The sequence below is a fragment of the Pararhodobacter aggregans genome (assembly GCF_003075525.1).
Lineage (GTDB): Bacteria > Pseudomonadota > Alphaproteobacteria > Rhodobacterales > Rhodobacteraceae > Pararhodobacter > Pararhodobacter aggregans.
Genome location: NZ_QDDR01000001.1, coordinates 582,855 through 605,185, shown reverse-complemented (window position 1 = coordinate 605,185; position 22,331 = coordinate 582,855). Strand labels below are relative to the sequence as shown.

Sequence of the window (22,331 nt, the reverse complement as noted above, 5' to 3'; positions counted from 1 at the left end):
AAGGTCAGCTTTGGTGTTCAGGCGCGGGCCCTGCCCCTGGGCCCGGGGTCGCCGGACGCTTTGAAGTGGCATTCCGGCCGGACCGCAGAGCAACCCTTGCGCTTGCCGGCCACGCGACGCGCAACCACATGACGCGCACCGCCCCGCCAACCGGGCAGGCTGTTTCGGATCCACCGCAGACGACTGAAACACGGGAGGTTTGGCAGCGCCCCCAGCCATTCGGCCCCTTGCCCCTCAGGGCCGGGTCCTCAACGCGGGATGGTCGGGGCGATAGGATTCGAACCTACGACCTACGGTACCCAAAACCGTCGCGCTACCAGACTGCGCCACGCCCCGATGATCCCTCGTCACCGGCCTCTTAGACCAGTGCGCGCGAAGTGGAAAGGGTCACTCGCAGGGCCAGGCCGCGAGATCTTGCGCGATGGCCGGATGACGCAGCTCGGCCCCCGGCGCAAGGTGCAGGCGCGAGGCCATGCCGCCGTTGATCTCGAGGACGTAGCGGATGCCCTCGCCCCCGTCGATGGGGGTGCGGTCCAGCGGCACGGCATTCTCGTGCACGGCCTGGACCACACCCTGTTCGTCGATGAACAGCATGTCGAGGGGGATCAGCGTGTTCTCCATCCAGAAGACCGCGCGCTGCGGCCGGTCGAAGACGAAGAGCATGCCGTTGAAGCGCGGCATCGAGGCGACATGCATCAGCCCCTGGGCGCGCTCGGCGTCGGTGTCGGCGATCTCGACGGTAAAGGCGGCGGTCCCCTGCGCGCTGCGCAGCTGGACCCGGTCCTCGCGGCATTCCGACGCCAGCGCCGGAACCGCCATCATCACCAGGGCGATGAAACCCGTCAGCACGCCGCCGACCAACCCCTCACGCATCCGCCCTCACTCCTTCTTGTGCAACGCCGTTTCCCACGACGAGATGGACACCGCCATGCGGCCCCGCTCGCCCTCGACGATGCGCAGACCCACGGCCTCACCGGGTTGTAGCTCGGCGAAGCCCGATTTGCGCAGCACTTCCATGTGAATGAAGACATCCTCGGGCCGGCCGAAGACATTGGCAAAGCCGAAGCCCTTGACCTTGTCGAACCATTTCACCCGCGCCGGTTCGAGCGTCAGCAGCTCGTCCGCCGGGTCGAGTTCGGGCATATCGACCTCGCCGTCATCGGGCGGCGACACCTCGAAAACCTCGACCGCTTGCAGCCCGCGTTGCGTCTGCTGCACACTGACCACGATTCCCGCGCGGTCACATACCGAACTCTGCCCGAAATTCCGCAGCGCATTCACATGCAGCAGAATGTCCGGCCCCCCCGACTCGGCAACGATAAATCCGAACCCTTTCGCAGGATCGAACCATTTCACGCTGCCACGGACGCGCGGGAGGCCCCGCTCAACCTCGACCATTGTATTCCCAACCATAGAAGTCCCAACCGCGTTCAGCATCTTCGCATTTTGCAGCAAGTGCAAGGGGAAGGCGTTTCGCGAAGCGTGAATTTCACGGATTCAGCCGGATATTGGTCCATCGTCCCGTTCCCTGACTGCGTGTAAAGCGGAACCGGTCATGCAACCGGAAGGCGCCGTCTGCCCAGAACTCAATTTCAACCGGAAGGAGACGAAATCCACCCCAGAATTCAGGTCTCGGCGGGTTTATGCCGAATTTGAGACTCATCTTTGCAACCTCCGCCATCAGCGCGCCGCGCGACTCGAGCGGTTGCGACTGCTTGCTGGCCCAGGCGCCGAGCCGCGATTGCAGCGAGCGGCTGGCGTAATAGGCGTCGGCCTGAGGCCCCTCTTCGCGGGTCACGGTGCCGCGGACGCGAATCTGTCGGCGCAGCGACTTCCAGTGCATGACGAAGGCCGCCTTGCCCGCGCCCTCGATCTCGGCCCCCTTGCGGCTGCCGTAATTGGTATAGAAGACGAAGGCGCCGTCGCCGCCGCCGTGGCTCTCGATGTCCTTGAGCAGCACCATGCGGACATTGGGCAGCCCCTCGGGGTCAACCGTCGCAAGGGCTATTGCGTTGGGATCGTTCGGTTCGCTCTCTTCGGCTTCGGCCAGCCAGCGGCGGGCGATGACGAAGGGATCCTCGCCCGCGAAGATGCCGGTACGGATGCTGTCGTCGTGGTCGTCGCTCATGGCCGGGCCTTCCTTGCTGGCGGATCGCGGGGCCGACACTCGCAGCAAACCCGGCCAGGCCGCAAGTCCTGCGCGCCCTTGATGCGTCAGGGGCTTTGGCCTAAAGCTGGCCCCTACGTAAACTCAGGAGCCGGAGAGCGCGATGTCAGCAGGACTTATGGCGGGCAAAAAAGGCCTTATCATGGGCCTCGCCAACGACAAATCCATCGCCTGGGGCATTGCTCAGGCGCTGGCGTCGCAGGGCGCGGAACTGGCCTTCAGCTATCAGGGCGAAGCGCTGAAGAAGCGGGTCGTGCCGCTGGCCGAGAGCCTGGGCGCGCCGCGGCTCTTCGAATGCGACGTCTCGAACATGGACTCGGTCGATTCGATGTTCGCCGCGCTGCAGGCCGACTGGCCCGAGATCGACTTCGTGGTCCACGCCATCGGCTTTTCCGACAAGAACGAGCTGCGCGGCCGCTATGTCGATACCAGCCACGCCAACTTCCTGATGACGATGGATATTTCCGTCTATTCCTTCACCGCCGTCGCCAAGCGCGCCGCGGCGATGATGCCCAAAGGCGGCTCGCTGCTGACGCTGACCTATTACGGGGCCGAGCAGGTCATGCCGCATTACAACGTGATGGGCATCGCCAAGGCGGCGCTGGAGGCTTCGGTCATGTATATCGCCGAGGATCTGGGCAAGGACGGCATCCGCTGCAACGCCATCTCGGCCGGGCCGATCAAGACGCTGGCGGCCTCGGGGATCGGCGATTTCCGCTACATCATGAAGTGGAACGAGCTGAACTCGCCGCTGCGCCGCAACGTGACGCAGGAAGAGGTCGGCAAGGCCGCGCTCTACCTGCTGTCGGATCTGGGCTCGGGCACCACGGGCGAGACGCTGCATGTCGATGCGGGCTATCACGTCGTCGGCATGAAGGCGGTGGACGCGCCCGATATCGACGTGGTGACCGGCCGCAAGGGCGAGTGACATGACCGCCGCCCAGCTTGCCGCCTTCGTGCTGACCCTCTCCGCGGCCTTCATCGTGCCGGGTCCGGCGATGCTGCTGGCGCTGAGGAACACGCTGACCGGCGGGCTGGGGGCGGGGATCGCCACCGGCGCCGGGCTGGCGCTGGTCGCGGCCGGCTGGACGGCGGCGGCGCTGGCGGGGCTGGGGGCGCTGTTCGTGCTGGTGCCCTGGGCCTTTGCGGCGATGAAGCTGGCGGGCGCGCTCTATCTTCTGTGGATCGCCGTGCAGATCTGGCGCGACGCGGGCAGCCCGCTGGGTCAGGGCCCCTCGGACGGGCGGCGGCGCTGGAGCCGGGCTTTCGGGTCGGGTCTGCTGGTCAACCTCGCCAATCCGAAATCGGTGCTCTTTTCCGCCGCTGTGCTGGTGGTGATCTTCCCTGCCGGGCTGGGCTTCGGTGACGCAACGTTCGTCGTCGCGGCCCATTTCCTGCTGGAGATCCTCGGCTATACGCTTCTGGCGCTGATCCTCTCGCGTCCTGCGGCGCGGGCGGCCTATCTCGGCGCCAAGCTCTGGATCGACCGGACCGCTGGGGCGGTGCTGGGCGCGCTGGGGCTGCGCCTGCTTCTGTCCCGCTGAAGGAGTTCCCGATGATCGACCGCCTGCCTCATGAAAAGGGCTTCCACGTCAGCTGGGACCAGCTGCACCGCGACGCGCGCGCGCTGGCCTGGCGCCTGCAGGGCCGCGGTCCCGATGACGGCAGCTGGCGCGCGGTGGTGGCCATCACCCGGGGCGGTATGGCTCCGGCGATGATCGTCGCCCGCGAGCTCGACATCCGCACCGTCGATACGATCAGCGTGAAGTCCTACCATTCGGGCGGCGGCAAGGAAGACCAGCGGCGCGAGGCGCAGGTCATCAAATCCCCCAATGCCGAGATGATGGGCGACGGCGAAGGCATTCTTGTCGTCGACGATCTGGTCGATACCGGCAAGACGCTGGAACTGGTGCGCAAGCTCTATCCCAAGGCGCATTTCGCCTGCGTCTATGCCAAGCCCGAGGGCGAGAAGCAGACCGACACCTTCATCACCGGCGTCAGCCAGGATACCTGGATCTTCTTCCCCTGGGACATGGCGCTGCAATACGTCGAGCCCTTCCGCGGCCGCGACTGACCGGCGCCCACCCCGAACCCCGACCGAAAGGCCGGGGTTTTTCCTTGCCGTTTCCACGCCTTGGCGCGAGACTGGCGGCGGAGGTGGCCATGTCCTTTCCCGAACTGACCTTTCACGGTGCGGCGCGCGGTGTCACCGGCTCGTGCTTCCGGCTGAAGTGCGCGGCGGGGACGATCCTTGTCGATTGCGGCATGTTCCAGGGTTCCAAGACCGAGAAAGAGCTGAACTACCGCCCCTTCCCCTTCGACCCCGCGGATATCGACGCGGTGGTCCTGACCCATGCCCATATCGACCATTCCGGGCTTCTGCCGAAGCTGGTGCATGACGGGTTTGCCGGCGTGATCCATGCCACGCGCGCCACGGTCGACCTTTGCGGCGTGATGCTGCCCGATTCCGCGCATATCCAGGCGCTGGAGGTGCAGCAGCTCAACCGCCGCCGCGCCCGCTGGCAGAAGGACGCGGTGACGCCGATCTATGACGGCGCCGACGTCGACCGGACCATGGCGCAGATGCGGGGCCATGATTACGGCGATTGGGTCGCGGTCCTGCCCGGGCTCCGGGCGCGGTTCTGGAACGCGGGGCATATGCTGGGCTCGGCCTCGGTCGAGCTGGAGGTGATGCTGCCCGGCCACCGCGAGCCGATGGTGCTGTGTTTCTCGGGCGATATCGGCCCGGCCTACAAGCTCCTGCATCCCGATCCCGAGGGGCCTGCGGGTGTCGATTACCTGATCTGCGAAAGCACCTATGGCGGGACCGACCGGCTGGGTGCCTCGGACGAGGTGCGCCGCGCCATCCTGGGCGAGGAGGTGCGCGCGGCGATCCGGCCCGATGGCGCCCTGCTGATCCCCTCCTTCGCCGTCGAGCGCGCGCAGGAACTGATCGCCGACCTGACCCGGCTGATGGACGAGGGCGTTCTGCCGCCGATCCCGATCTATGTGGACAGCCCGCTGGCCGCCCGCGCGACCGAGGTTTTCGACCGCCACCGCCGGACGCTGGAGAAGGGCAATGCGCTGGCCAAGGGGCTGCACAACCCGAACCTGCATTTCACCCAGGATGTCGAGGAGTCGAAGCGCCTCGATCAGGTCGAGGGCTTCCACATCGTCATCGCCGCCTCGGGCATGGCCGAGGCCGGGCGCATCCGCCACCGGCTGAAACGCTGGCTCTGGTCCGAGGCGGCGACGGTCCTCTTCGTCGGCTATCAGGCGCAGGGGACGCTGGGGCGGCTGCTGGTCGACGGCGCGAAACAGGTGCGGATCCAGGGCGAGGGCTATGACGTGCAGGCCCGGATCCGGGTGATCGACCTTTATTCCGGCCACGCCGACGGGCCGGAACTGACCGCCTGGATCGCCGCCCGCGCCCCGGTGCGGCAGGCCCTGTTCCTGACCCATGGCGAGCCCCCGGCCATGGAAGCGCTGGCCCGGTCCGAGTCCGAGGCGCTGGCCCCCCTGCCCGTCCTGCAACCGGCGCTGGACGCAAGCTACCGGCTCACCCCCTCGGGCCCGCAGGAACTCGACGAGGGTCAGGGCCGCCCCGCCCCCCGCCTGCCCCCGGCAGCGGTGGCCAACCTCGACTGGCACAACGACGTGTCGACGCTTTTCCTCGACCTCAACGAGGCGCTGTCGGGCGCGGGCGACGAAAAGGCCCGCGGCGTGCTGATCCGCCGCCTGCGCGCCGCGCTGGAGGACTGGCAGGCGGGACACGGCGGCTGACTAGGCACCCTTCCGCGCATGGCCGCGCGGGCGGCTGGACGGCTTCGGCCTTCCCGCCCAGACTGCCGGGATGACTCGCTGGTTGGTGCTCCTCGCGGCCGTCGCCGCCCTCGTGCTGGGCCTCTGGCAGCTGTCCCGGGCGCGGGAGTTCCAGCTTTTCGGGCGGCTCATTGCCCATGTGGCGACCGACCGCCCGCTGGTCGCGCTGACCTTCGACGACGGGCCGACCCCGGGCTATACCGACCAGATCCTCGGCATCCTGGCCGGGCGCGGGGTGCGGGCGACCTTCTTCGTCACCGGCCGCGAGGCCGCCGAATACCCGGCCGAGACCGCCGCCCTGGTCGCCGCCGGCCATGCGCTGGGCAACCATTCCTGGAGCCACCAGCGCATGGTCCTGATGCGCCCGGCCGAGGTCGTCCAGGAACTGGCCCGCACCGATGCCGCGATCCGCGCCGCGGGCTACGAGGGGCCGCTGCCCTTCCGCCCGCCCTATGGCAAGAAGCTGTTCTCCCTGCCCTGGGTGCTGGCGCAACAGGACCGGCTGACGGTGATGTGGGATGTCGAACCCGACAGCGACCCCAACGCCGGGGCCGAACGCATCGCCCGCGCCGCCATCGATCAGGCGCGGCCGGGGTCGATCATCCTGCTGCATGCGATGTACGAGAGCCGCGCCGCTACCCGCGCCGCGCTGCCCGCGATCATCGACGGGCTGCGCGGCCGGGGCTTCCAGCTGGTCACCGTGCCCGACCTGCTGGCCGCGGGCGGCGTTGCGCCCGGCCCCGCCACACCCTAGTGTGCGCGCGACATCAAACACGGAGATTGAGATGCCCGCCCTCCACGACCATATCGACGCCGGCGGCCTCGAAGAATTCTCGGTCGTCTTCACCGACCGCTCGCTCAACCACATGTCCAAGCGCTTTCAGGGCGTGATGACGGACATCTCGGCCACGATGAAAGAGGTCTACAACGGCTCGGCCGTGGCGCTCGTGCCCGGCGGCGGCACCTTCGCCATGGAATCGGTCGCCCGCCAGTTCGGCCGCGGCAAATGCCTCGTGGTCCGCAACGGCCTGTTCAGCTTCCGCTGGAGCGCGATCTTCGACGCGGGCCACCTGAACGACGGGACCGAGGTGATGAACGCCCGTCCCCAGGGCAACGAGTCCGAGGCCCCCTTCGCCCCCGCCCCCATCGCCGAAGTCACCGCCCGGATCCTGTCGGAAAAGCCCGAAGCGGTCTTCGCGCCGCATGTCGAGACCTCGGCCGGGATGATCCTGCCCGACGCCTATATCAAGGCGATGGCCGACGCCGCGCATGAAGTGGGCGCGCTGATGGTGCTGGACTGCATCGCCTCGGGCGCGGCCTGGGTCGACATGAAGGCGCTCGGCGTCGATGTGCTGGTCTCGGCGCCGCAAAAGGGCTGGAGCGCCTCGCCCTCGGCCGGGATCGTGGTGATGGGCACGCGCGCCGAACAGCGGCTCGAGGCCACGACCTCGGACAGTTTTGCGCTGGACCTGAAGAAATGGCGCGCGATCATGAAGGCCTACGAGGACGGCGGCCACGCCTATCACGCGACCATGCCCACCGACGCGCTGGCGGGCTTCCGCGACGCGATGCTGGAGACGAAGGCGATGGGCTTCGACGCCGCCAAGGCCGCGCAACACGCGCTGGGCAAGGGCGCGCGGGCGCTGCTCGCCGCCTATGGCCACAAGCCGCTGGCGGCCGAGGGCTTCGGCGCGCCGGGGGTGGTGGTCTGCTATACCGACCGGCCCGAGCTGCAGAACGGCTCGGCCTTCGCCGCCGCGGGATACCAGATCGCCGCCGGCGTGCCCCTGATGATCGGCGAGGGCGAGGGCTTCCGCACCTTCCGCATCGGCCTCTTCGGGCTCGACAAGCTGAAGGACGTCCCCGGCACGCTGGCCCGCCTCGACGCGGCGCTGAAGGCGGTCGCCTGAGGCGATACGCCGGGCGCTGCTCGCGGCGCTGGTGACGGGGGCCCGCGCGGCCAGTTCGCTGCTGTGCCGGGCAGCGACAAGGGCAGGGCTCACCGAGGCCCTGCCCCTTGCCGTGATCCGGGTGGTGGCGAGCGCGAAGCCCCCAGCGCGGCGTTGTGCCGGCGCTGGCGGGGCCGGCGGCGCTGCTGCCCGACACGCGGACGGGGCCCGCGCTCCTGATGACCTGGGCGGCCCTGTGGCCGACGCTCCACCTGCCGGGTTTCTCCTTGGCCCAAAGAGCGCTCGACGCGGGCGTCAGGGCGCTGGTCCTGTTCACCGGAAGGCAGGGAAAGCGCTGACAAAGGGCGCTGCAGCCGGGCAGACGGCGCCTTGCCGAGGCCGCGGAGGCGCCGACGGAAGCCACAACCCCGCCGCCGCCCGGGATGAGGGCGCCGCCCGCTCCAACCGCGGCGCTGCTGTCGGCGGGGGTAGCGCCGGGTGCGGGATAATGGTCCCCGCCCGGGCGGGAGGCCTGCCCGCCGCTCGGGGCGCCGGCCGGGCATCTCCTGCTGGCAATGCCGCTGCTGGTTCTGGCCTTCCTGCCCCGCGGCTGGGGCAAAGCCAGCCCCGGGACCTGCTGCGCGCGGCGCTATGGGGCGCGGTGACCTCGGGGCTGGGTTCTCCGCTCCGGCAGGCGATCCCGGGCCCCGCCCGCGCGGCAGAGGCGCAGCTGAGCGGTCCGGTGATTGCCCTCGGCGCCAGGGCAATGTTTCTGGGCGAACGGCTGAGCCCCACCGCCTGAATGGCGTCGGCGCGGGTGCCAGCCGGGGAGGCACCGGCCAGACTTGCGGCACGGAGGCGCGGGCAGCAGAGGGGTTTCGCCCTCGTTACCCGCTATCGCGGGCGCCTCGGGCGACCAGCGGCGCGGCGTGCCGCCGCGCCGAAGAAGGGGGGCCGTCTGCCCCCCTCTGCCCTGCGGGCATTCACCCCCCGAGGATATTTGAAGAACGAAGATTGCGGCTTAACGCCCTCTTAATCTTCATCTTTGTTCTAAAAATATCCTCGGGGGTTTCCAAAGGGGGCCCGAGGGTCCCCTTTGGCGGGGGGTGAGCGGCGTCTCGGGAACGCCGCGCCCGTGGCGCGGCCGGGAGTCGAGGGGGCTGGCCCCCGCTTCCTTCCTCACTCCTGAGCGCGGAGCACGCCCGCAGGCCGCGCCGCCAGCGGACGGAGCGCGAACAACAGCCCCGCGAGCAGCACCGCCAGGATTCCGCCCAGCACGATCAGCAGGGCCGAGACCGGGTCGAAGCGGAACGGGATCTCCATCACCTGGGTGAGCACGGCCCAGGCGGAAAACCCGCCCGCGCCGATCGCCACCAGCCCGGCCGCGCCCCCCATCAGCGCCGAGCGCAGGGCGAAGCTGGCGAGGATCCGGCCGCGCGTCGCCCCCAGCGTCTTCAGCACCGCCGCCTCGAAGACCCGCGCCCTTTCGCCCGCGGCGGCAGCGCCGATCAGCACCACGAAGCCGGTGGCGAGCGTCGCCAGCGCCGCCAGCGAGGTGGCGGCGGCCAGCGCGCCCAGCGCCTCGCCCAGCCGCTCGGCAGCCTCGCGGATCGGGATGGCGGTCACGTTCGGGAAGTCCCGCCCCAATGCCCGCAGGATCGCCCCCTCGCTGCCCTCGGGCGCACGGGCGGTGGCGATCACCGTATGCGGCGCCCCGGTAAAGGCGCCCGGGTTGAAGGTCATGACGAAGCCGATCCCGCCGGTGCGGAAGTCGAGTTCGCGGAAATTGGCGATGGTGCCGGTGATGTCGCGGCCGAGCACGTTCACGGTGATCGTGTCGCCGAGCTTCAGTCCCAGCTCCGCCCCTTCCTCGGCCCCGAAGGAGATCAGCGGCGGGCCAGCGTAATCCTCGGGCCACCACTCGCCCTCGGTCAGCCTGAGCCGCCCCTGATCGGCGGCATAGGTCAGGCCACGGTCGCCCCTCAGCACCCAATGGTTGCCGTATTCCCGCGCCGGGCGGCCGTTGATCTGGGCGATCACCCCCCGCAGCTGCGGCGCCGTCTCGATGTCGCTCACGCCCTCGAAGGACGAAAGCGCCATCCGGAACGGTTCCACCTGATCGGGTTGCAGGTCGAGGAAGAAGAACGAGGGCGCGCGGTCGGGCATCTCGGTCGAGATGGCGCCGCGCAGGTTGGCGTCGATCTGCCCGACGGTGGCCAGCACCGTCAGGCCCAGCCCCAGCGACAGCACCACCGCCACCGCGCCTTCCCTCGGGTTGCCGACCGCGCCCAGCGCCAACCGCAGCGCCGTCCGCCCCCTGAGTGCGCGCGACCGCGCCGCCCGCCGGGCCAGCGCCCTGAGCGCCACCGCCACCAGCGCCAGCAGCCCGAGCGAGCCGGCGATGCCCAGCGCCGTGCCCAGCGCCAGCTGCCAGGTGCCCGAGAACCAGACCGCCACGCCGATCAGCGCCGCGACCGAGAGCGCCAGCGCCAGCATCAGCAAGGCGCGCGGCCGGGCCCGGGCCTCGCCCCCCTGCCCGCGATACAGCGCGGCGGCGCGGACCCGTTCGACCCGGGCCAGCGGCCAGAGGGTGAAGACCAGCGCCGTCAGCAGGCCATAGAGCGCGGCCTCGGCCAGCGGACGCGGGTAGATGCCGTTGGCAATGGGCACCGGCAGGCTGTCCTGCGCCAGCGGCACAGCGACCAGCAGCGCCCCGGCGCCCAACGCCACGCCCAGCGCCACGCCCAGCAGGGTCAGCGCGCCGATCTGCAGGAAATAGGTGGCGAAGATCACCCGCCCCTCGGCCCCCAGCGTCTTCAGCGTGGCGATGACCCCGGTCTTCGCGTCGAGATAGGCCCGCACCGCCGCCGAGACGCCGATGCCGCCCACGGCGAGCCCGGCCAGCCCGACCAGCACCAGGAAGGCGCCGATCCGGTCGACGAAACGCTCGATCCCCGGCTCGGCCCGGGTCGAATCGCGCCAGCGGATGCCGGCGTCGTGGAAGGTGTCGATCAGCGAGCGGCGGGTCTGGGCCAGGGTCGCGCCCTCGGGCAGCAGCAGCCGGTACGAGGTGTCGAACATCGACCCGGCGCCGACCAGCCCGGACTGGCGCAGGGCCTCGATCCCCACCAGGCTGCGGGGGCCGAAGCCGAAGGTGGTGCCCACGGTGTCCGGCTCGCGCACCACCGCGGCCATCAGGGCGAAATCCTGGGTGCCGAGGCGCACCGTATCGCCCACGGCGAGGCCCAGCCGGTCGATCAGCAAGGGGTCGAGCGCCGCGCCCGGCAGCCCGTCGCGCCCGGCGAGCAGGGTGGCCACGTCCATCGGCGGCTCGAAGACCGGGGCGCCGACCAGCGGCCAGTTGTCGTCGATGGCCTTGACCTGGGTCAGCGACCGCTCACCCGAGGGCGCGGTGGCCATGGAGCGGAAATCGACCACCTCCGACCAGGCGGCGGCATGCTCGGTCAGCCAGGCGCGTTCGGCCTCATCGGCGAAGCGATAGGTCAGGCGCAGTTCGGCGTCACCGCCCAGAAGCGCCCGCCCCTCGCGGGCGAGCCCGCCCTCGATGGCCGAGCGGACCGAACCCACGGCGGCGATGGCCCCCACGCCCAGCGTCAGGCACAAAAGAAAGATGCGGAACCCGCCCAACCCGCTGCGCAGCTCGCGCCGGGCCAGCCTTGCGGCGATGGCGAGGCTCATTGCGCGGCCTCGGCGCGGGGCGTCGACCGGGTCTCGGTCTCGATCATCCCGTCGCGCAGATGGATCACCCGGTCGCAGCGCGCGGCGAGGTCCGGCGCATGGGTGACCAGCACCAGCGTCGCCCCGTGCCGGTCGCGCAGGCCGAAGAGCATGTCCATGATCGCCTGCCCGTTCGGCCCGTCGAGGTTGCCGGTCGGCTCATCGGCCAAGAGGATCGCCGGCCGGGGCGCGGCGGCACGGGCCAGCGCCACGCGCTGCTGTTCGCCGCCCGACAGCTGCGCCGGGTAATGGTGCATCCGGGCGCCGAGACCCACGGCGGTGAGCTCTGCCTCGGCCCGTTCGAAAGCGTCCTTGCGGCCCGCCAGTTCCAGCGGCGTCGCGACGTTTTCCAGCGCGGTCATGGTCGGGATCAGGTGGAAGGACTGGAAGACCACCCCCATATTGCCCCGGCGAAAGCGGGCCAGCTGATCCTCGTTCATCGCGGTCAGGTCCTGGTCCAGCGCCCGCACGCTGCCGCCGGTGGCGCGCTCCAGCCCGCCCATCAGCATCAGGAGCGAGGACTTGCCCGAGCCCGAGGGCCCGACCAGACCGACCGATTGCCCCCGCTCAACTTCCAGCGAGATGCCCTTGAGGATATCGACAGGCCCGGCGTTGCCCTGCAAGGTCAGACGGGCATCGCGAAGCGACAGGACAGGATCGGGCATGAAGAATTTCCTTGGCGGTTTAGGCCGATATGGGGTCTCGGGGCGCACAGGCAAGCGCTGGATGGCGGCGGCAGCGCTGGTTTTCACGCTGGCCGCGCCGTTTTCCGTCGCCTCTGCCGAAACATTGCGCATCACCGCACTGGGGGATTCGCTGACCCAGGGCTACGGGCTGATGCAGGACGAAGGGCTGGTGCCGCAGCTGGAAGCCTGGCTCAGGGCGCGCGGGCATGACGTGGCGGTGCAGAATGCGGGGGTCAGCGGCGATACGACGACCGGGGGGCTGGCGCGGCTCGACTGGACGCTGGCCGATGGGCCGCAGGCGGTGATCGTGGCGCTGGGGGGCAATGATCTGTTGCGCGGGATTGACCCGGCGCTGAGCCGCGCCAACCTCGACGCGATCCTGGCCCGGCTCTCGGACGAGGGGATCCCGGCGCTGCTGGTCGGCCTGCCCGCCCCCGGCAATTACGGGCCGGAGTATCAGCAGGCCTTCGCGGCGATGTATCCCGAGGTCGCGGCGGAACACGGCGCGCTCCTCGTCCCCGACATGCTGGCCCCGATCGGCGCCGCGGTCGAGGCGGGGGCGGCGCCCGGGTCGCTGTTTCAGAACGACATGATCCACCCCAACCCGCAGGGTGTGGACCTGGTGGTTGAGGCCCTGGGTCCGGCGGTCGAGGATCTCCTGGCCCGCATCACGCCCTGAGCGGAGCGATGCGCTGGTGGCGAGGCCGGGGGGTTTTCCACCCCCCGGACCCCCCGGAGGATATTTGGAGAACAAAGATGGCGCAGTTTACCGACCCTTAAGGTTAACGCACCATCCTGAGGCCACGGTACAGGCTGGGAAGCCGATGACCGTGAACGAAGAGGGCGGCCTGGTCCCGGTGGCCACGCCGCTTTCCCATCTTTGTTCTTCAAATATCCACGGGGTTTCCAAAGGGGGGCGTGCCCCCCTTTGGGCGGGGGGTGCGGGGGGCGGCAGCCCCCCGCCTTGGTCGCCCGAGGAACGAGGGCGAAACCGATCCCGCCTCAGGCCATCGCCCGCAGCTTCGCCAGCACCTCGGAGAGCCGCGCCGCCTCGTCCGATTTCTCGGCCAGCGTGGCGCGGGCCTCCTCGACCACCTCCTCGGCAGCATTGGCGACGAAGCGGGGATTGTCGAGCCGGCCCTTCAGCCCGCCGATCTCTTTCTCCAGCTTCTCCAGTCCTTTGCCCAGCCGGTCCGCCTCGGCCTTGACGTCGATCACACCCTCCAGCGGCAGCGCATAGGTTGCGCCCTCGGCCGCCACGGTCAGCGCCGCGCGCGGCACCGGCGCCCCGCGGTGCAGCCCGTCGAGCCGCGCCAGACGCTCGATCAGCGCCTCGTTGCGGGCATAGCGCCGGGTCGCCGTCGCGTCCTCGTCCACCACCAGCATCGGCAGTTTCAGCCCCGCGGGCACCCGCATCTGCGTGCGCGACGAGCGGATCGCCTCGATCAGCCCGATCACCCAGGACATCTCGCGATCCGCCTCGGCATCGGCCAGGTCCGGCCCGTATTCCGGCCAGGGCGCGTGCACGCAGAGCGTCTCGCGCGGGCCGGTCAGGGCCCAGAGCTCCTCGGTGATGAAGGGCATGATCGGGTGCAGCAGGACGAAGCACTGGTCCAGCACCCAGCGCATCACCGCCTTGGTCTCGGCCGCCTGCTCGCCGTCGAACAGGGGCTTGGCGAATTCGACGTACCAGTCGCAGACCTTGCCCCAGACGAAGGCATAGAGCGCATTGGCCGCGTCATTGAAGCGGTAGCTGGCCAGCGCTTCGTCCACCGCCGCCCGGGTGCGCGCCGTCTCACCGATGATCCAGCGGTTGGCAGTCGCCGTGGCCGCAGGGATCCCCATGACCGGCGCGCCCTCGAACACGCCGTTCATCTCGGCGAAGCGGGTCGCGTTCCAGAGCTTGGTGGTGAAGTTCCGGTAGCCAGTGATCCGCTGGGTATCGAGCTTCAGCACGCCGCCCAGCGAGGCCATGGCGGCATTGGTGAACCTCAGCGCATCCGCGCCGAATTCGTCAATGATTTCCAAGGGGTCGATGACGTTGCCCACGGATTTCGACATCTTCTTGCCCTTGGCGTCGCGAACGAGGCCATGCAGATAGACCGTGTGGAACGGCACCTCGCCCACCACGGCCAGCTGCATCATCATCATCCGGGCGACCCAGAAGAACAGGATATCCTGCCCCGTCACCAGCACGTCGGTGGGGAAATATCTGGCCAGTTCCGGCGTTTCCTCCGGCCAGCCCAGCGTGCCGATCGGCCAGAGGCCCGAGGAGAACCAGGTGTCGAGGACGTCGGGGTCGCGGGTCAGCGTCCTGCCCGGCGCCATGGCCTGAGCCTCGGCCTCGGAAGGCGCGCAATACTGATTGCCCTCCTCGTCGTACCACACCGGGATCTGATGCCCCCACCACAGCTGGCGCGAGATGCACCAGGGCTCGATGTTCTCCAGCCAGTGGTAATAGGTCTTCTCGCCCGATTCCGGCAGGATCCGGGTATAGCCGGCGGTCTCGTCGAAGCCGCCCGCGCGGTCGGCCTCGCAACCCTTGCGGACGGCGTCCAGCGCCGGACCCACGAGTTTCGAGGTATCGACGAACCATTGCCAGGTCAGATAGGGCTCGATCACCACTTTCGAACGGTCGCCGAAGGGCTGCATGATCGGCTTGTCCTCGACCAGCGGCACCTTCTCCAGATGCTCGGCGTTGGTCTCGGGGTCGATGCTCTTCTTCAGCACCGTCACCGCCAGCCCCTCGGCATTGATCGCCGCGACCACGGCCTTGCGGGCGTCATAGCGGTCGAGGCCGCGCAGCTCCTCGGGCACCAGATTGATCGCCGAGACATCGCCCGCCTCGCGCTCGCCCCGGGCAATCGCCCCGGCGATCGTCGCGCTTTCCTCATAGGACAGCCCGTCGGCGCGCATCCGCGCCTTGGTGTCCATCAGGTTGTAAAGCGGGATGCCGTTGCGCTGCGCCACGGCGTAGTCGTTGAAATCATGCGCGCCGGTGATCTTCACCGCGCCCGAGCCGAAGGTCGGGTCGGGGTAGTCGTCGGTGATGATCGGGATCAGGCGGCGATGTTCCTTCGGGCCCACCGGGATCTCGCAGAGCATGCCGACGATGGGCTTGTAGCGCTCGTCCGAGGGATGCACGGCCACCGCACCATCGCCCAGCATGGTCTCGGGCCGGGTGGTGGCGATGGAGATGTAGTTGCGGGTCTCGCGCTTGGTGACGTTCCCGTCCTCGTCGCGCTCGACGTATTCATAGGTGGCGCCGCCCGCGAGCGGATACTTGAAATGCCACATATGGCCCGCGACCTCGGTGTTCTCGACCTCGAGGTCCGAGATCGCCGTCTCGAAATGCGGGTCCCAGTTCACCAGCCGCTGGCCGCGATAGATCAGGCCCTTGGTGTAGAGATCGACGAAGACCTTGATGACGGCATCGTGGAAATTGCCCTCCTCGCCCGCGGGCGCATTGGGGGCGCCCGACATGGTGAAGGCATTGCGCGACCAGTCCAGCGAACAGCCGAGGCGCTGCAGCTGGCCGATGATCGTGCCGCCGGATTTCTTCTTCTGCTCCCAGACCAGCGCCGTGAATTCATCGCGGCTGAAATCGGTGCGGCGGCGGTTGGTCTTGGCCAGTTCGCGCTCGACCACCAGCTGGGTGGCGATCCCGGCGTGGTCTTGACCGGGCTGCCAGAGCGTGTCGAAACCGCGCATCCGGTGCCAGCGCACCAGGATGTCCTGCAGCGTGTTGTTGAAGGCATGCCCGATATGCAGGGACCCGGTGACGTTGGGCGGCGGGATCATGATGCAGAAGGTCTCGTCGCGGCGGGCGCCGGCCCCGGCCCTGAAGGCGCCACGCTCCTCCCAAAGGCGGGCGATCCGGGCCTCGGCTTCGGTGGCGTCGAAAGTCTTGTCCATCGTCATCTGCGCAATCCTCGGGAGGTTTCGCCGGTGTTTAGCCAAGCAAAGCGCAAAGGGGAAGAGCGGCGCACTGGTTGCAGGCCCCGGGGGTTTCACACCCCCGGACCCCCGTGGGATATTTGAAGAACAAAGATGCAGGTTAACGAAACGCTAATCCGCATCTTTGTTCTTCAAATATCCACGGGGTTTCCAAAGGGGGGCGTGCCCCCCTTTGGGCAGGGGGTGCGGGGGGCGGCAGCCCCCCGCGTCTTGCCTTCTCTGGCGGCGGCAGCCACCTGCCCCGGTCGCCCGCAGGTGCAGCCCAGGGCGAAACCCCTTCCCGGCCTGCCTTCGCTCCGCTAAGCCAGAGCCATGCAGCGCGTCACCCTCACCTCGATCGCCGATCTCGCCTCGCTTCCCTATGACGAGGTGATCGACACCCGTTCGCCCGCCGAATACGCCGAGGATCACGTCCCCGGCGCCGTTAACCTCCCGTCGCTCAGCAACGCGGAACGGGCCGAGATCGGCACGATCTATGTGCAGGAAAGCCGCTTCCTCGCCCGGCGCCTCGGCGCCGCCTATGTCGCGCGGAACGCCGCCGGGCACCTGCTGACCCATCTGGCCGACAAGCCCGCCACCTATCGCCCGCTGGTCTATTGCTGGCGCGGAGGCATGCGCTCGAATTCCATTGCCCTGATCTACGGCCAGATCGGCTGGCGGGTCGGCGTGCTGGAGGGCGGCTGGCGCAGCTGGCGGCGGCTGGTGCAGCAGGCGCTTTACGAGGCGCCCTTCCCCGGCCCGGTCGCGGTGCTCGACGGCAATACCGGCAGCGCCAAGACCGCGATCCTGGCGAAGGTGCGGGCGCGCGGCGGGCAGGTCATCGACCTGGAGGGGCTGGCGCGGCACCGGGGCAGCCTGTTCGGCTTGGTGCCGGGCGATGCCCAGCCGGCGCAGAAGGGCTTCGAGAGCGCGCTTGCCCATGCCATGGCGCGGCTCGATCCCACCCGGCCGGTGCTGGTCGAGGCGGAATCGAACCGGATCGGCGAGCTGCGCCTGCCGCCTGCGCTGTGGCGCGCGATGCAGGAGGCGCCGCGGATCGAGATCGCCGCGCCGGTGGCGGCGCGGGCCGCATGGCTGACCCGCGCCTATGCCGATATCAGCGCCGACCCCGAGGAGCTGGCGGCACGTATCGCCGCCCTTGGCCCCTATCACGCGCGCGAGACCATTGCCGAGTGGCAGGCGCTGGCCGGGGCGGGCGATTTCGCACCACTGGCGGCGCGGCTGATGCAGGAACATTACGATCCGCGCTATGCCAAGACCCGGCTGCGGCAGGCCCCGGCGACCGAGGTCCTGGTCGCGGACAGGCTGGACGACGCCGCGCAGGAGGGTCTGGCGGATCGCATCGCCGCCTGGCTCGGCTGACACTTTCCCGACAGGGGAATACGAAAACCCCGGCGCCATGGCGGCCGGAGTTTCAGTTTTCCAACATCAGTGAAATGTCAGGCCTTCAGGCCCGCCAGTCGAAGAATCCGGCCGGTGCCCGGGCCAGCAGGCGGCGGGCGATCTCCTCGCCCAGCGCCGCACCCTCGGCGACCGGGGCGCGGCCTTCCTCGGCCAGCGCGTCCGAGCCGTCGGGGCGCAGGATCTCGCCCCTGAGCCAGATCTCGCCGCCTTCCAGCACCGCCAGCCCGGCGATCGGCGTCTCGCAGGAGCCGTCGAGCGTCGCCAGATAGGCGCGTTCGGCGGCCAGCCGCTGGCCGGTCGGCCCGTGGTGGATCATCGCCAGCATCTCGGCCGCGCGCCGGTCGTCCTGCCGCCGCTCGATGCCGATGGCGCCCTGGGCGACCGCCGGCAGCATCTCCTCGGGCGCGATGGCCGAGCGCGCCACCTCGGCCATGCCCAGCCGGTTGAGGCCCGCCATGGCGAGGAAGGTGCAATCGGCGACCTTCTCGGACAATTTGCGCAGCCGGGTCTGCACGTTGCCGCGGAATTCCACGACCTTCAGGTCCGGCCGCCGGTGCAGAAGCTGCGCGCGGCGCCTGAGCGACGAGGTGCCGACCACCTGCCCCGGCGCCAGATCCGCCAGCCGCCCGACCTGCGGCGAGACGAAGGCGTCGCGCACATCTTCACGCGGCAGGTAGCAGTCCAGCACCAGCCCCTCGGGCTGCGCGACCGGCATGTCCTTCATCGAATGGACGGCGATGTCCAGCGTCCCCGCCAGCATCATCTCCTCGATCTCGCGGGTGAAAAGGCCCTTGCCGCCCAGCTCCTTCAGCGCGCGGTCCTGCACGCGGTCGCCGGTCGTCAGCACGGTGACGATCTCGAAGGCCGCTTCCGGCAGGTCGAAGGCCGCCATCAGCCGGGCGCGCGTTTCATGGGCCTGCGCCAGCGCCAGCGGCGAGCCGCGGGTGCCGATACGCAACGGGTCGGAGGGGGAAGGCAGGGTCACGCTCATGGCTTTCCTTAGCCCCGCGCGCGAAGGCGCGCAACGGGGCGCGCATTTTTGAACCGGCGCGCGATGCCGCACGACCCATGGGCATCAGCGTGAAAGGAGACCGCCATGCCCCGCCATTTCAAAGCCGCCCGCCTCTGGGGCGCCGTCGCCGCCGCCCTGCTGATCGCCGGGACCGTCTCGGCCCTCGGCCATGGCGCGACCGAGGTCGCGGCGTTGCATCCTGCAATTTTCTCCGGCGCGATCTGAAGGTTTTCCGATACATTGCCCAAGTGTTGCCTCATTGTGGGATCACGACCGATCCATTCCAAGCGGATGGAGACGACCCATGAAGGACTTCGCAGGCATGTCGGAAACGATTGCCCCGCTGAGCATCTACCCATGCTGCCCCCTCACGGGGTCTGTCATGCACCCCGGTCTTACGGTGCCCATCGACTGGCGCCGCCCCGCTGACCGGCGCGCCTGGCAGATCTGGTGGAACGCCGACGACGGTTTCGGCCAGGTCTTCCCGCGGCCGCGCCCCTCCGAAGTCGCCAGTTTCTACGACATCGACGCCTATTACACCCATGCCGAGCGTTACAAACCCGATGTGGAGGCCGAGGCCGAAAGCGTGGGTCTGCTGGGCAAGGTGCTGGGCGCGCTGGCCTATCGGTTCGAGCGCGGGGCGGAGCCCACCTCGGCCTGGTGGCGCTCGATCATTCCGGCGGGATCGGAGAACGGGCTGGAAATCGGTTGCGGCGACGGTGACCGGATGCGGACCTTCGGGCCCCATCTGCGCCATGTCCGCGGGGTGGAGCCCGACCCGCGCGCGGTCCGGGTGGCGCGGGAGCGCGGCCTCGACGTGATGGAGGGCACGGCCGAACAGCTGCCCGCCGAGGTGCAGGACCGGCGCTACGACCTCATCGTCTTCTCGCATGTGCTGGAGCATACGCTGGACCCGGTTCTGGCGCTGGCCAATGCCCGTGAACTGCTGACCGAGGACGGGGTCATGTCGGTCGAAGTGCCGAACAACGCCTCCGAGGGCAGCCGCCGGATGGGCCCGCGCTGGCGCTGGCTGGACGTGCCGCGCCATCTGAATTTCTTCACGCCGGAAAGCCTGCAGGCCTGCGCCGAGGCCGCGGGGCTGAAGGTGCAGGCCGTGCTCTATCGCGGCTATGTCCGGCAATTCCTGCCTGACTGGATGGTCGACGAGGCCCGGATCACCGCCGAGATGGAGCGCCGCGACGTCACGCAGGCCGACATCGACGCGCAGGTCCGCCATTCGGCCCGGCTGTTTGCCGCGACCGCGCTGGCCGAGCCGCGGAAGAAATACGATTCGGTCCGGGTGATCTGCACCCGCGACTGAGCAGTCCCTCGGGTGGTGGAAGAACGGGCAGGACTTCGGTCCTGCCCGCTGCATTTGGGGGGGCTGGCGGGCGCCTAGCGCTCGCGGCGGCGGCGGATGCGGCCGGCCTTGGCGGCGGCCCCCTTGCGCGAGACCGGCCCCTTGCCGCGACCCTTGCCCCGGCGGGCGCGGGCCATGGGGGCGCCTTCGACCTCCAGCAGTTCCAGCAGCAGGCCGCCGGTCATCGCCTCGGCCTCGGCCAGTTTCACCTCCACCCGCTGACCAAGGCCCAGAACCGTGCCGGTCTTCTCGCCGCGCAGCGTCTGGCTGTCGGCATCGTGGTGGAAATATTCGTCGCCCAGCGAGCGGATCGGCACCAGCCCGTCCGCCCCCGTCTCGTCGAGTTTCACGAAGAGACCGAAGCGCGCCACGCCGCTGATCCGGCCCCGGAACACGGCGCCGATCCGGTCGGCCATGAAGGCCGCCAGATAACGGTCGGAGGTGTCGCGCTCGGCCGCCATCGAGCGGCGCTCGGTTTCCGAGATCTGAGTCGCGGTCTCGGCCAGATGCTCGGTGTCCCAGTCGCTGAGCCCGTCCTTGCCCCATTTATGGGCCGCGATCAGGGCGCGGTGGACGATCAGGTCGGAATAGCGCCGGATCGGCGAGGTGAAATGCGCGTAATTGCGCAGCGCGAGGCCGAAATGGCCGAAATTCTCGGGCGCGTAATAGGCCTGGGTCATGGACCTGAGCGTCGCCATGTTGATGAGTTCGTCGAATTCCGAGCCCTCGGCATCGGCCAGCAGCTTGTTCAGGTGCCGGGTTTGCAACACCTGCCCCTTGGCCAGCACCAGCCCCGCCCCCTGCGCAACCTCGCGCAATGCCTCGATTTTCTCGATGGTTGGTTCCTCGTGCACCCGGAACAGCAGGGGCGAGCGGCGGGCGATCAATTCCTCGGCGGCGGCGACATTGGCCATCACCATGAATTCCTCGATCACCTTGTGCGCGTCGAGCCGGTCCTTGAAGGCGACCGAGGTCACGGTTCCGTCCTCGTCCAGCACGATCCGGCGTTCGGGCAGGTCCAGATCCAGCGGCTGGCGGGCGGCGCGGGCCGTCAGCGTCGCCTGCCAGGCGGCGTAGAGATGGCTCAGCCCCTCGGCCAGCGGGTCGGTCTGCGAGTCGAGCCGCCCCTCGAAGGCGGCCTGCGCCTGTTCATAGGTCAGCGAGGCGCGGGAATTCATCATCCCCCGAACGAAACGATGGCCGGTCTTCTCGCCTTGCGCACTGACCTCCATCCGCACGGCCAGAACCGGGCGGTCCACGCCCTCGTGCAACGAACACAGGTCGCCCGACAGCCGGTCGGGCAGCATCGGCACCACGCGGTCGGGGAAATAGCTGGAATTGCCGCGCTTGCGGGCCTCGCGGTCCAGTTCCGAGCCGGGGCGCACATAGGCCGCGACATCGGCGATGGCGACCCAGACAACGAACCCGCCGTCCGCGCCCGGCTCGGCGCAGACCGCGTCATCATGGTCGCGGGCATCCGAGGGGTCGATGGTCAGCAAGGGCAGCCCGCGCAGATCCTCGCGCTTACCGCCGGGATCGGCGGGGGCGGAATCGGCCTCGGCCAGAACCGAGTCGGGGAAATGGTCGGGAATGCCGTGCTGGTGGATGGCGATCAGGCTGACCGCGCGCGGTGCGCCCGGATCGCCCAGCCGCCGCACGATCCGCGCCTTGGGCAGGCCCAGACGGGGCGGCGAGGTCTGCTCGGCCTCGACCAATTCGCCGTCCTTGGCGCCCCGGGCATCGGCCGCCGCCACCCGGAATTCCAGATCGGCGCCCTTGTCGATGGGCAGGATCCGCCCGAATTCGGACCCGGCGCGATAGATGCCCAGCACGGTGCGCGGGCCCGATTGCAGCTTGCGGATCGGATGGGCGTGCCAGCCGTCCTCGGTCTGCGTGAGCTTGGCCAGCACCCGGTCGCCCGCGCCCAGCGCCGGCTGGTCCTTGCGCTCGATCACCAGGATGCGCGGCGCGTCACCCTCGCCGTCGGCGGGTTCGGCCAGCAGGTCGCCCTGCGCATCGGGGCCGGTCACGCGGATGATGCCAACCGGCGGCAGGCCCTCGCCCCGGGGACGGCGCTTCTTGCGACCCTCGTAGAGACCCTCGGCCTCCAGTTCCGCCAGCATACGCTTGAGGTCGATCTTGGCCGCGCCCTTGATGCCGAAGGCGCGGCTGATGTCGTGAAAGGCCGGGCGCCCCTCGTGTTCAGAGAGCCACTGGGCGATTTCGGGTTTCGAGGGCAGACGTTTCATCCCCCGGCGCTACCACGCGGGGCGGGCGTCGTCACGCGCAAACCGGC

18 protein-coding genes and 1 tRNA gene are annotated in these 22,331 nt (G+C 69.4%); 10 read left to right on the top strand and 9 right to left on the bottom strand.

The window, feature by feature from the left end; translation table 11 throughout:
- Positions 1-259 precede the first annotated feature (259 nt).
- The 4 genes from DDE23_RS03015 to pdxH all read right to left on the bottom strand — a co-directional run bounded on the left by DDE23_RS03015 (position 260) and on the right by pdxH (position 2,128).
- Positions 260-336 (bottom strand) — tRNA-Pro (locus DDE23_RS03015).
- Positions 337-387: 51 nt separating this feature from the next.
- Complete coding sequence (locus tag DDE23_RS03010) at positions 388-873, bottom strand: DUF192 domain-containing protein (RefSeq protein WP_107749892.1); 486 nt, start codon at positions 871-873, stop codon at positions 388-390.
- A gap of 6 nt (positions 874-879) precedes the next feature.
- Positions 880-1,398: a cold-shock protein gene (locus DDE23_RS03005; protein WP_107749891.1), complete on the bottom strand. Its 519-nt coding sequence runs from the start codon at positions 1,396-1,398 to the stop codon at positions 880-882.
- 91 nt (positions 1,399-1,489) lie between these two features.
- Complete coding sequence (pdxH, locus tag DDE23_RS03000) at positions 1,490-2,128, bottom strand: pyridoxamine 5'-phosphate oxidase (RefSeq protein ID WP_107749890.1); 639 nt, start codon at positions 2,126-2,128, stop codon at positions 1,490-1,492.
- Positions 2,129-2,270: 142 nt separating this feature from the next.
- Between pdxH and fabI the strand changes: the two genes are divergently transcribed.
- The 6 genes from fabI (at position 2,271) to DDE23_RS02970 (ending at position 7,899) form a co-directional block, all read left to right on the top strand.
- Positions 2,271-3,095, top strand: coding sequence for an enoyl-ACP reductase FabI (gene fabI / locus DDE23_RS02995; RefSeq protein ID WP_107749889.1), 825 nt, complete (start codon positions 2,271-2,273; stop codon positions 3,093-3,095).
- Between the two features lies 1 nt (position 3,096).
- The gene (locus DDE23_RS02990; protein ID WP_107749888.1) at positions 3,097-3,711 is read left to right on the top strand and encodes a LysE family translocator; all 615 of its coding nucleotides are present in this window, start codon (positions 3,097-3,099) and stop codon (positions 3,709-3,711) included.
- Positions 3,712-3,722: 11 nt separating this feature from the next.
- Positions 3,723-4,241 carry a xanthine phosphoribosyltransferase gene (gene gpt / locus DDE23_RS02985; protein WP_107749887.1) on the top strand — a complete coding sequence of 173 codons (519 nt, stop codon included), beginning with the start codon at positions 3,723-3,725 and terminating at the stop codon, positions 4,239-4,241.
- An 89-nt stretch (positions 4,242-4,330) separates the two neighbouring features.
- Positions 4,331-5,950 carry an MBL fold metallo-hydrolase gene (locus DDE23_RS02980; RefSeq protein ID WP_107749886.1) on the top strand — a complete coding sequence of 540 codons (1,620 nt, stop codon included), beginning with the start codon at positions 4,331-4,333 and terminating at the stop codon, positions 5,948-5,950.
- 70 nt (positions 5,951-6,020) lie between these two features.
- Positions 6,021-6,743, top strand: coding sequence for a polysaccharide deacetylase family protein (locus DDE23_RS02975; protein WP_107749885.1), 723 nt, complete (start codon positions 6,021-6,023; stop codon positions 6,741-6,743).
- Between the two features lie 31 nt (positions 6,744-6,774).
- Positions 6,775-7,899, top strand: coding sequence for an aminotransferase class V-fold PLP-dependent enzyme (locus DDE23_RS02970; protein WP_107749884.1), 1,125 nt, complete (start codon positions 6,775-6,777; stop codon positions 7,897-7,899).
- Positions 7,900-9,057: 1,158 nt separating this feature from the next.
- On the opposite strand, the gene DDE23_RS02960 is transcribed toward DDE23_RS02970, so the two are convergent.
- On the bottom strand, positions 9,058-11,577 hold the full coding sequence (locus DDE23_RS02960; protein ID WP_107749882.1) for an ABC transporter permease: 2,520 nt from the start codon (positions 11,575-11,577) through the stop codon (positions 9,058-9,060).
- Entirely contained in the window at positions 11,574-12,281 is a 708-nt protein-coding gene (locus tag DDE23_RS02955; RefSeq protein WP_107749881.1) for an ABC transporter ATP-binding protein, read from the bottom strand. The genes DDE23_RS02960 and DDE23_RS02955 overlap by 4 nt, the downstream gene beginning before the upstream one ends.
- On the opposite strand from DDE23_RS02955, the gene DDE23_RS02950 reads away from it, so the two are divergent.
- Positions 12,280-12,981, top strand: a complete 702-nt coding sequence (locus DDE23_RS02950; protein ID WP_107749880.1) for an arylesterase — start codon at positions 12,280-12,282, stop codon at positions 12,979-12,981. The two genes, DDE23_RS02955 and DDE23_RS02950, sit on opposite strands and share 2 nt — an antisense overlap.
- 323 nt (positions 12,982-13,304) lie before the next feature.
- On the opposite strand, the gene DDE23_RS02945 is transcribed toward DDE23_RS02950, so the two are convergent.
- Entirely contained in the window at positions 13,305-16,223 is a 2,919-nt protein-coding gene (locus DDE23_RS02945) for a valine--tRNA ligase (RefSeq protein WP_107749879.1), read from the bottom strand.
- 348 nt (positions 16,224-16,571) lie between these two features.
- Here DDE23_RS02945 and mnmH point away from each other — a divergent pair, with 348 nt between their 5' ends.
- Positions 16,572-17,621 (top strand): tRNA 2-selenouridine(34) synthase MnmH, encoded by a 1,050-nt coding sequence (gene mnmH, locus DDE23_RS02940; protein WP_107749878.1) that lies wholly within the window; start codon positions 16,572-16,574, stop codon positions 17,619-17,621.
- An 85-nt stretch (positions 17,622-17,706) separates the two neighbouring features.
- On the opposite strand, the gene hemC is transcribed toward mnmH, so the two are convergent.
- The gene (gene hemC, locus DDE23_RS02935; RefSeq protein ID WP_107749877.1) at positions 17,707-18,654 is read right to left on the bottom strand and encodes a hydroxymethylbilane synthase; all 948 of its coding nucleotides are present in this window, start codon (positions 18,652-18,654) and stop codon (positions 17,707-17,709) included.
- Positions 18,655-18,759: 105 nt separating this feature from the next.
- On the opposite strand from hemC, the gene DDE23_RS24990 reads away from it, so the two are divergent.
- The gene (locus tag DDE23_RS24990; RefSeq protein WP_157957960.1) at positions 18,760-18,900 is read left to right on the top strand and encodes a hypothetical protein; all 141 of its coding nucleotides are present in this window, start codon (positions 18,760-18,762) and stop codon (positions 18,898-18,900) included.
- A gap of 157 nt (positions 18,901-19,057) precedes the next feature.
- Positions 19,058-19,996 carry a class I SAM-dependent methyltransferase gene (locus DDE23_RS02930; RefSeq protein WP_157957959.1) on the top strand — a complete coding sequence of 313 codons (939 nt, stop codon included), beginning with the start codon at positions 19,058-19,060 and terminating at the stop codon, positions 19,994-19,996.
- A 74-nt stretch (positions 19,997-20,070) separates the two neighbouring features.
- On the opposite strand, the gene rnr is transcribed toward DDE23_RS02930, so the two are convergent.
- Complete coding sequence (gene rnr / locus DDE23_RS02925) at positions 20,071-22,284, bottom strand: ribonuclease R (protein ID WP_107749875.1); 2,214 nt, start codon at positions 22,282-22,284, stop codon at positions 20,071-20,073.
- Positions 22,285-22,331: the final 47 nt, after the last annotated feature.

Excerpts from the sequence above, each read along its gene's own strand:
- DDE23_RS03005 (WP_107749891.1), bottom strand. The coding sequence starts at position 1,398 with ATGGTCGAGGTTGAGCGGGGCCTCCCGCGCGTCCGTGGCAGCGTGAAA.
- gpt (WP_107749887.1), top strand. The coding sequence starts at position 3,723 with ATGATCGACCGCCTGCCTCATGAAAAGGGCTTCCACGTCAGCTGGGAC.
- DDE23_RS02990 (WP_107749888.1), top strand. The coding sequence starts at position 3,097 with ATGACCGCCGCCCAGCTTGCCGCCTTCGTGCTGACCCTCTCCGCGGCC.
- DDE23_RS03010 (WP_107749892.1), bottom strand. The coding sequence starts at position 873 with ATGCGTGAGGGGTTGGTCGGCGGCGTGCTGACGGGTTTCATCGCCCTG.
- DDE23_RS02950 (WP_107749880.1), top strand. The coding sequence starts at position 12,280 with ATGAAGAATTTCCTTGGCGGTTTAGGCCGATATGGGGTCTCGGGGCGC.
- DDE23_RS02930 (WP_157957959.1), top strand. The coding sequence starts at position 19,058 with ATGCACCCCGGTCTTACGGTGCCCATCGACTGGCGCCGCCCCGCTGAC.
- DDE23_RS02970 (WP_107749884.1), top strand. The coding sequence starts at position 6,775 with ATGCCCGCCCTCCACGACCATATCGACGCCGGCGGCCTCGAAGAATTC.
- DDE23_RS02975 (WP_107749885.1), top strand. The coding sequence starts at position 6,021 with ATGACTCGCTGGTTGGTGCTCCTCGCGGCCGTCGCCGCCCTCGTGCTG.
- DDE23_RS02955 (WP_107749881.1), bottom strand. The coding sequence starts at position 12,281 with ATGCCCGATCCTGTCCTGTCGCTTCGCGATGCCCGTCTGACCTTGCAG.
- fabI (WP_107749889.1), top strand. The coding sequence starts at position 2,271 with ATGTCAGCAGGACTTATGGCGGGCAAAAAAGGCCTTATCATGGGCCTC.
- DDE23_RS24990 (WP_157957960.1), top strand. The coding sequence starts at position 18,760 with ATGCCCCGCCATTTCAAAGCCGCCCGCCTCTGGGGCGCCGTCGCCGCC.
- rnr (WP_107749875.1), bottom strand. The coding sequence starts at position 22,284 with ATGAAACGTCTGCCCTCGAAACCCGAAATCGCCCAGTGGCTCTCTGAA.
- DDE23_RS02980 (WP_107749886.1), top strand. The coding sequence starts at position 4,331 with ATGTCCTTTCCCGAACTGACCTTTCACGGTGCGGCGCGCGGTGTCACC.
- hemC (WP_107749877.1), bottom strand. The coding sequence starts at position 18,654 with ATGAGCGTGACCCTGCCTTCCCCCTCCGACCCGTTGCGTATCGGCACC.
- DDE23_RS02960 (WP_107749882.1), bottom strand. The coding sequence starts at position 11,577 with ATGAGCCTCGCCATCGCCGCAAGGCTGGCCCGGCGCGAGCTGCGCAGC.
- mnmH (WP_107749878.1), top strand. The coding sequence starts at position 16,572 with ATGCAGCGCGTCACCCTCACCTCGATCGCCGATCTCGCCTCGCTTCCC.
- pdxH (WP_107749890.1), bottom strand. The coding sequence starts at position 2,128 with ATGAGCGACGACCACGACGACAGCATCCGTACCGGCATCTTCGCGGGC.
- DDE23_RS02945 (WP_107749879.1), bottom strand. The coding sequence starts at position 16,223 with ATGACGATGGACAAGACTTTCGACGCCACCGAAGCCGAGGCCCGGATC.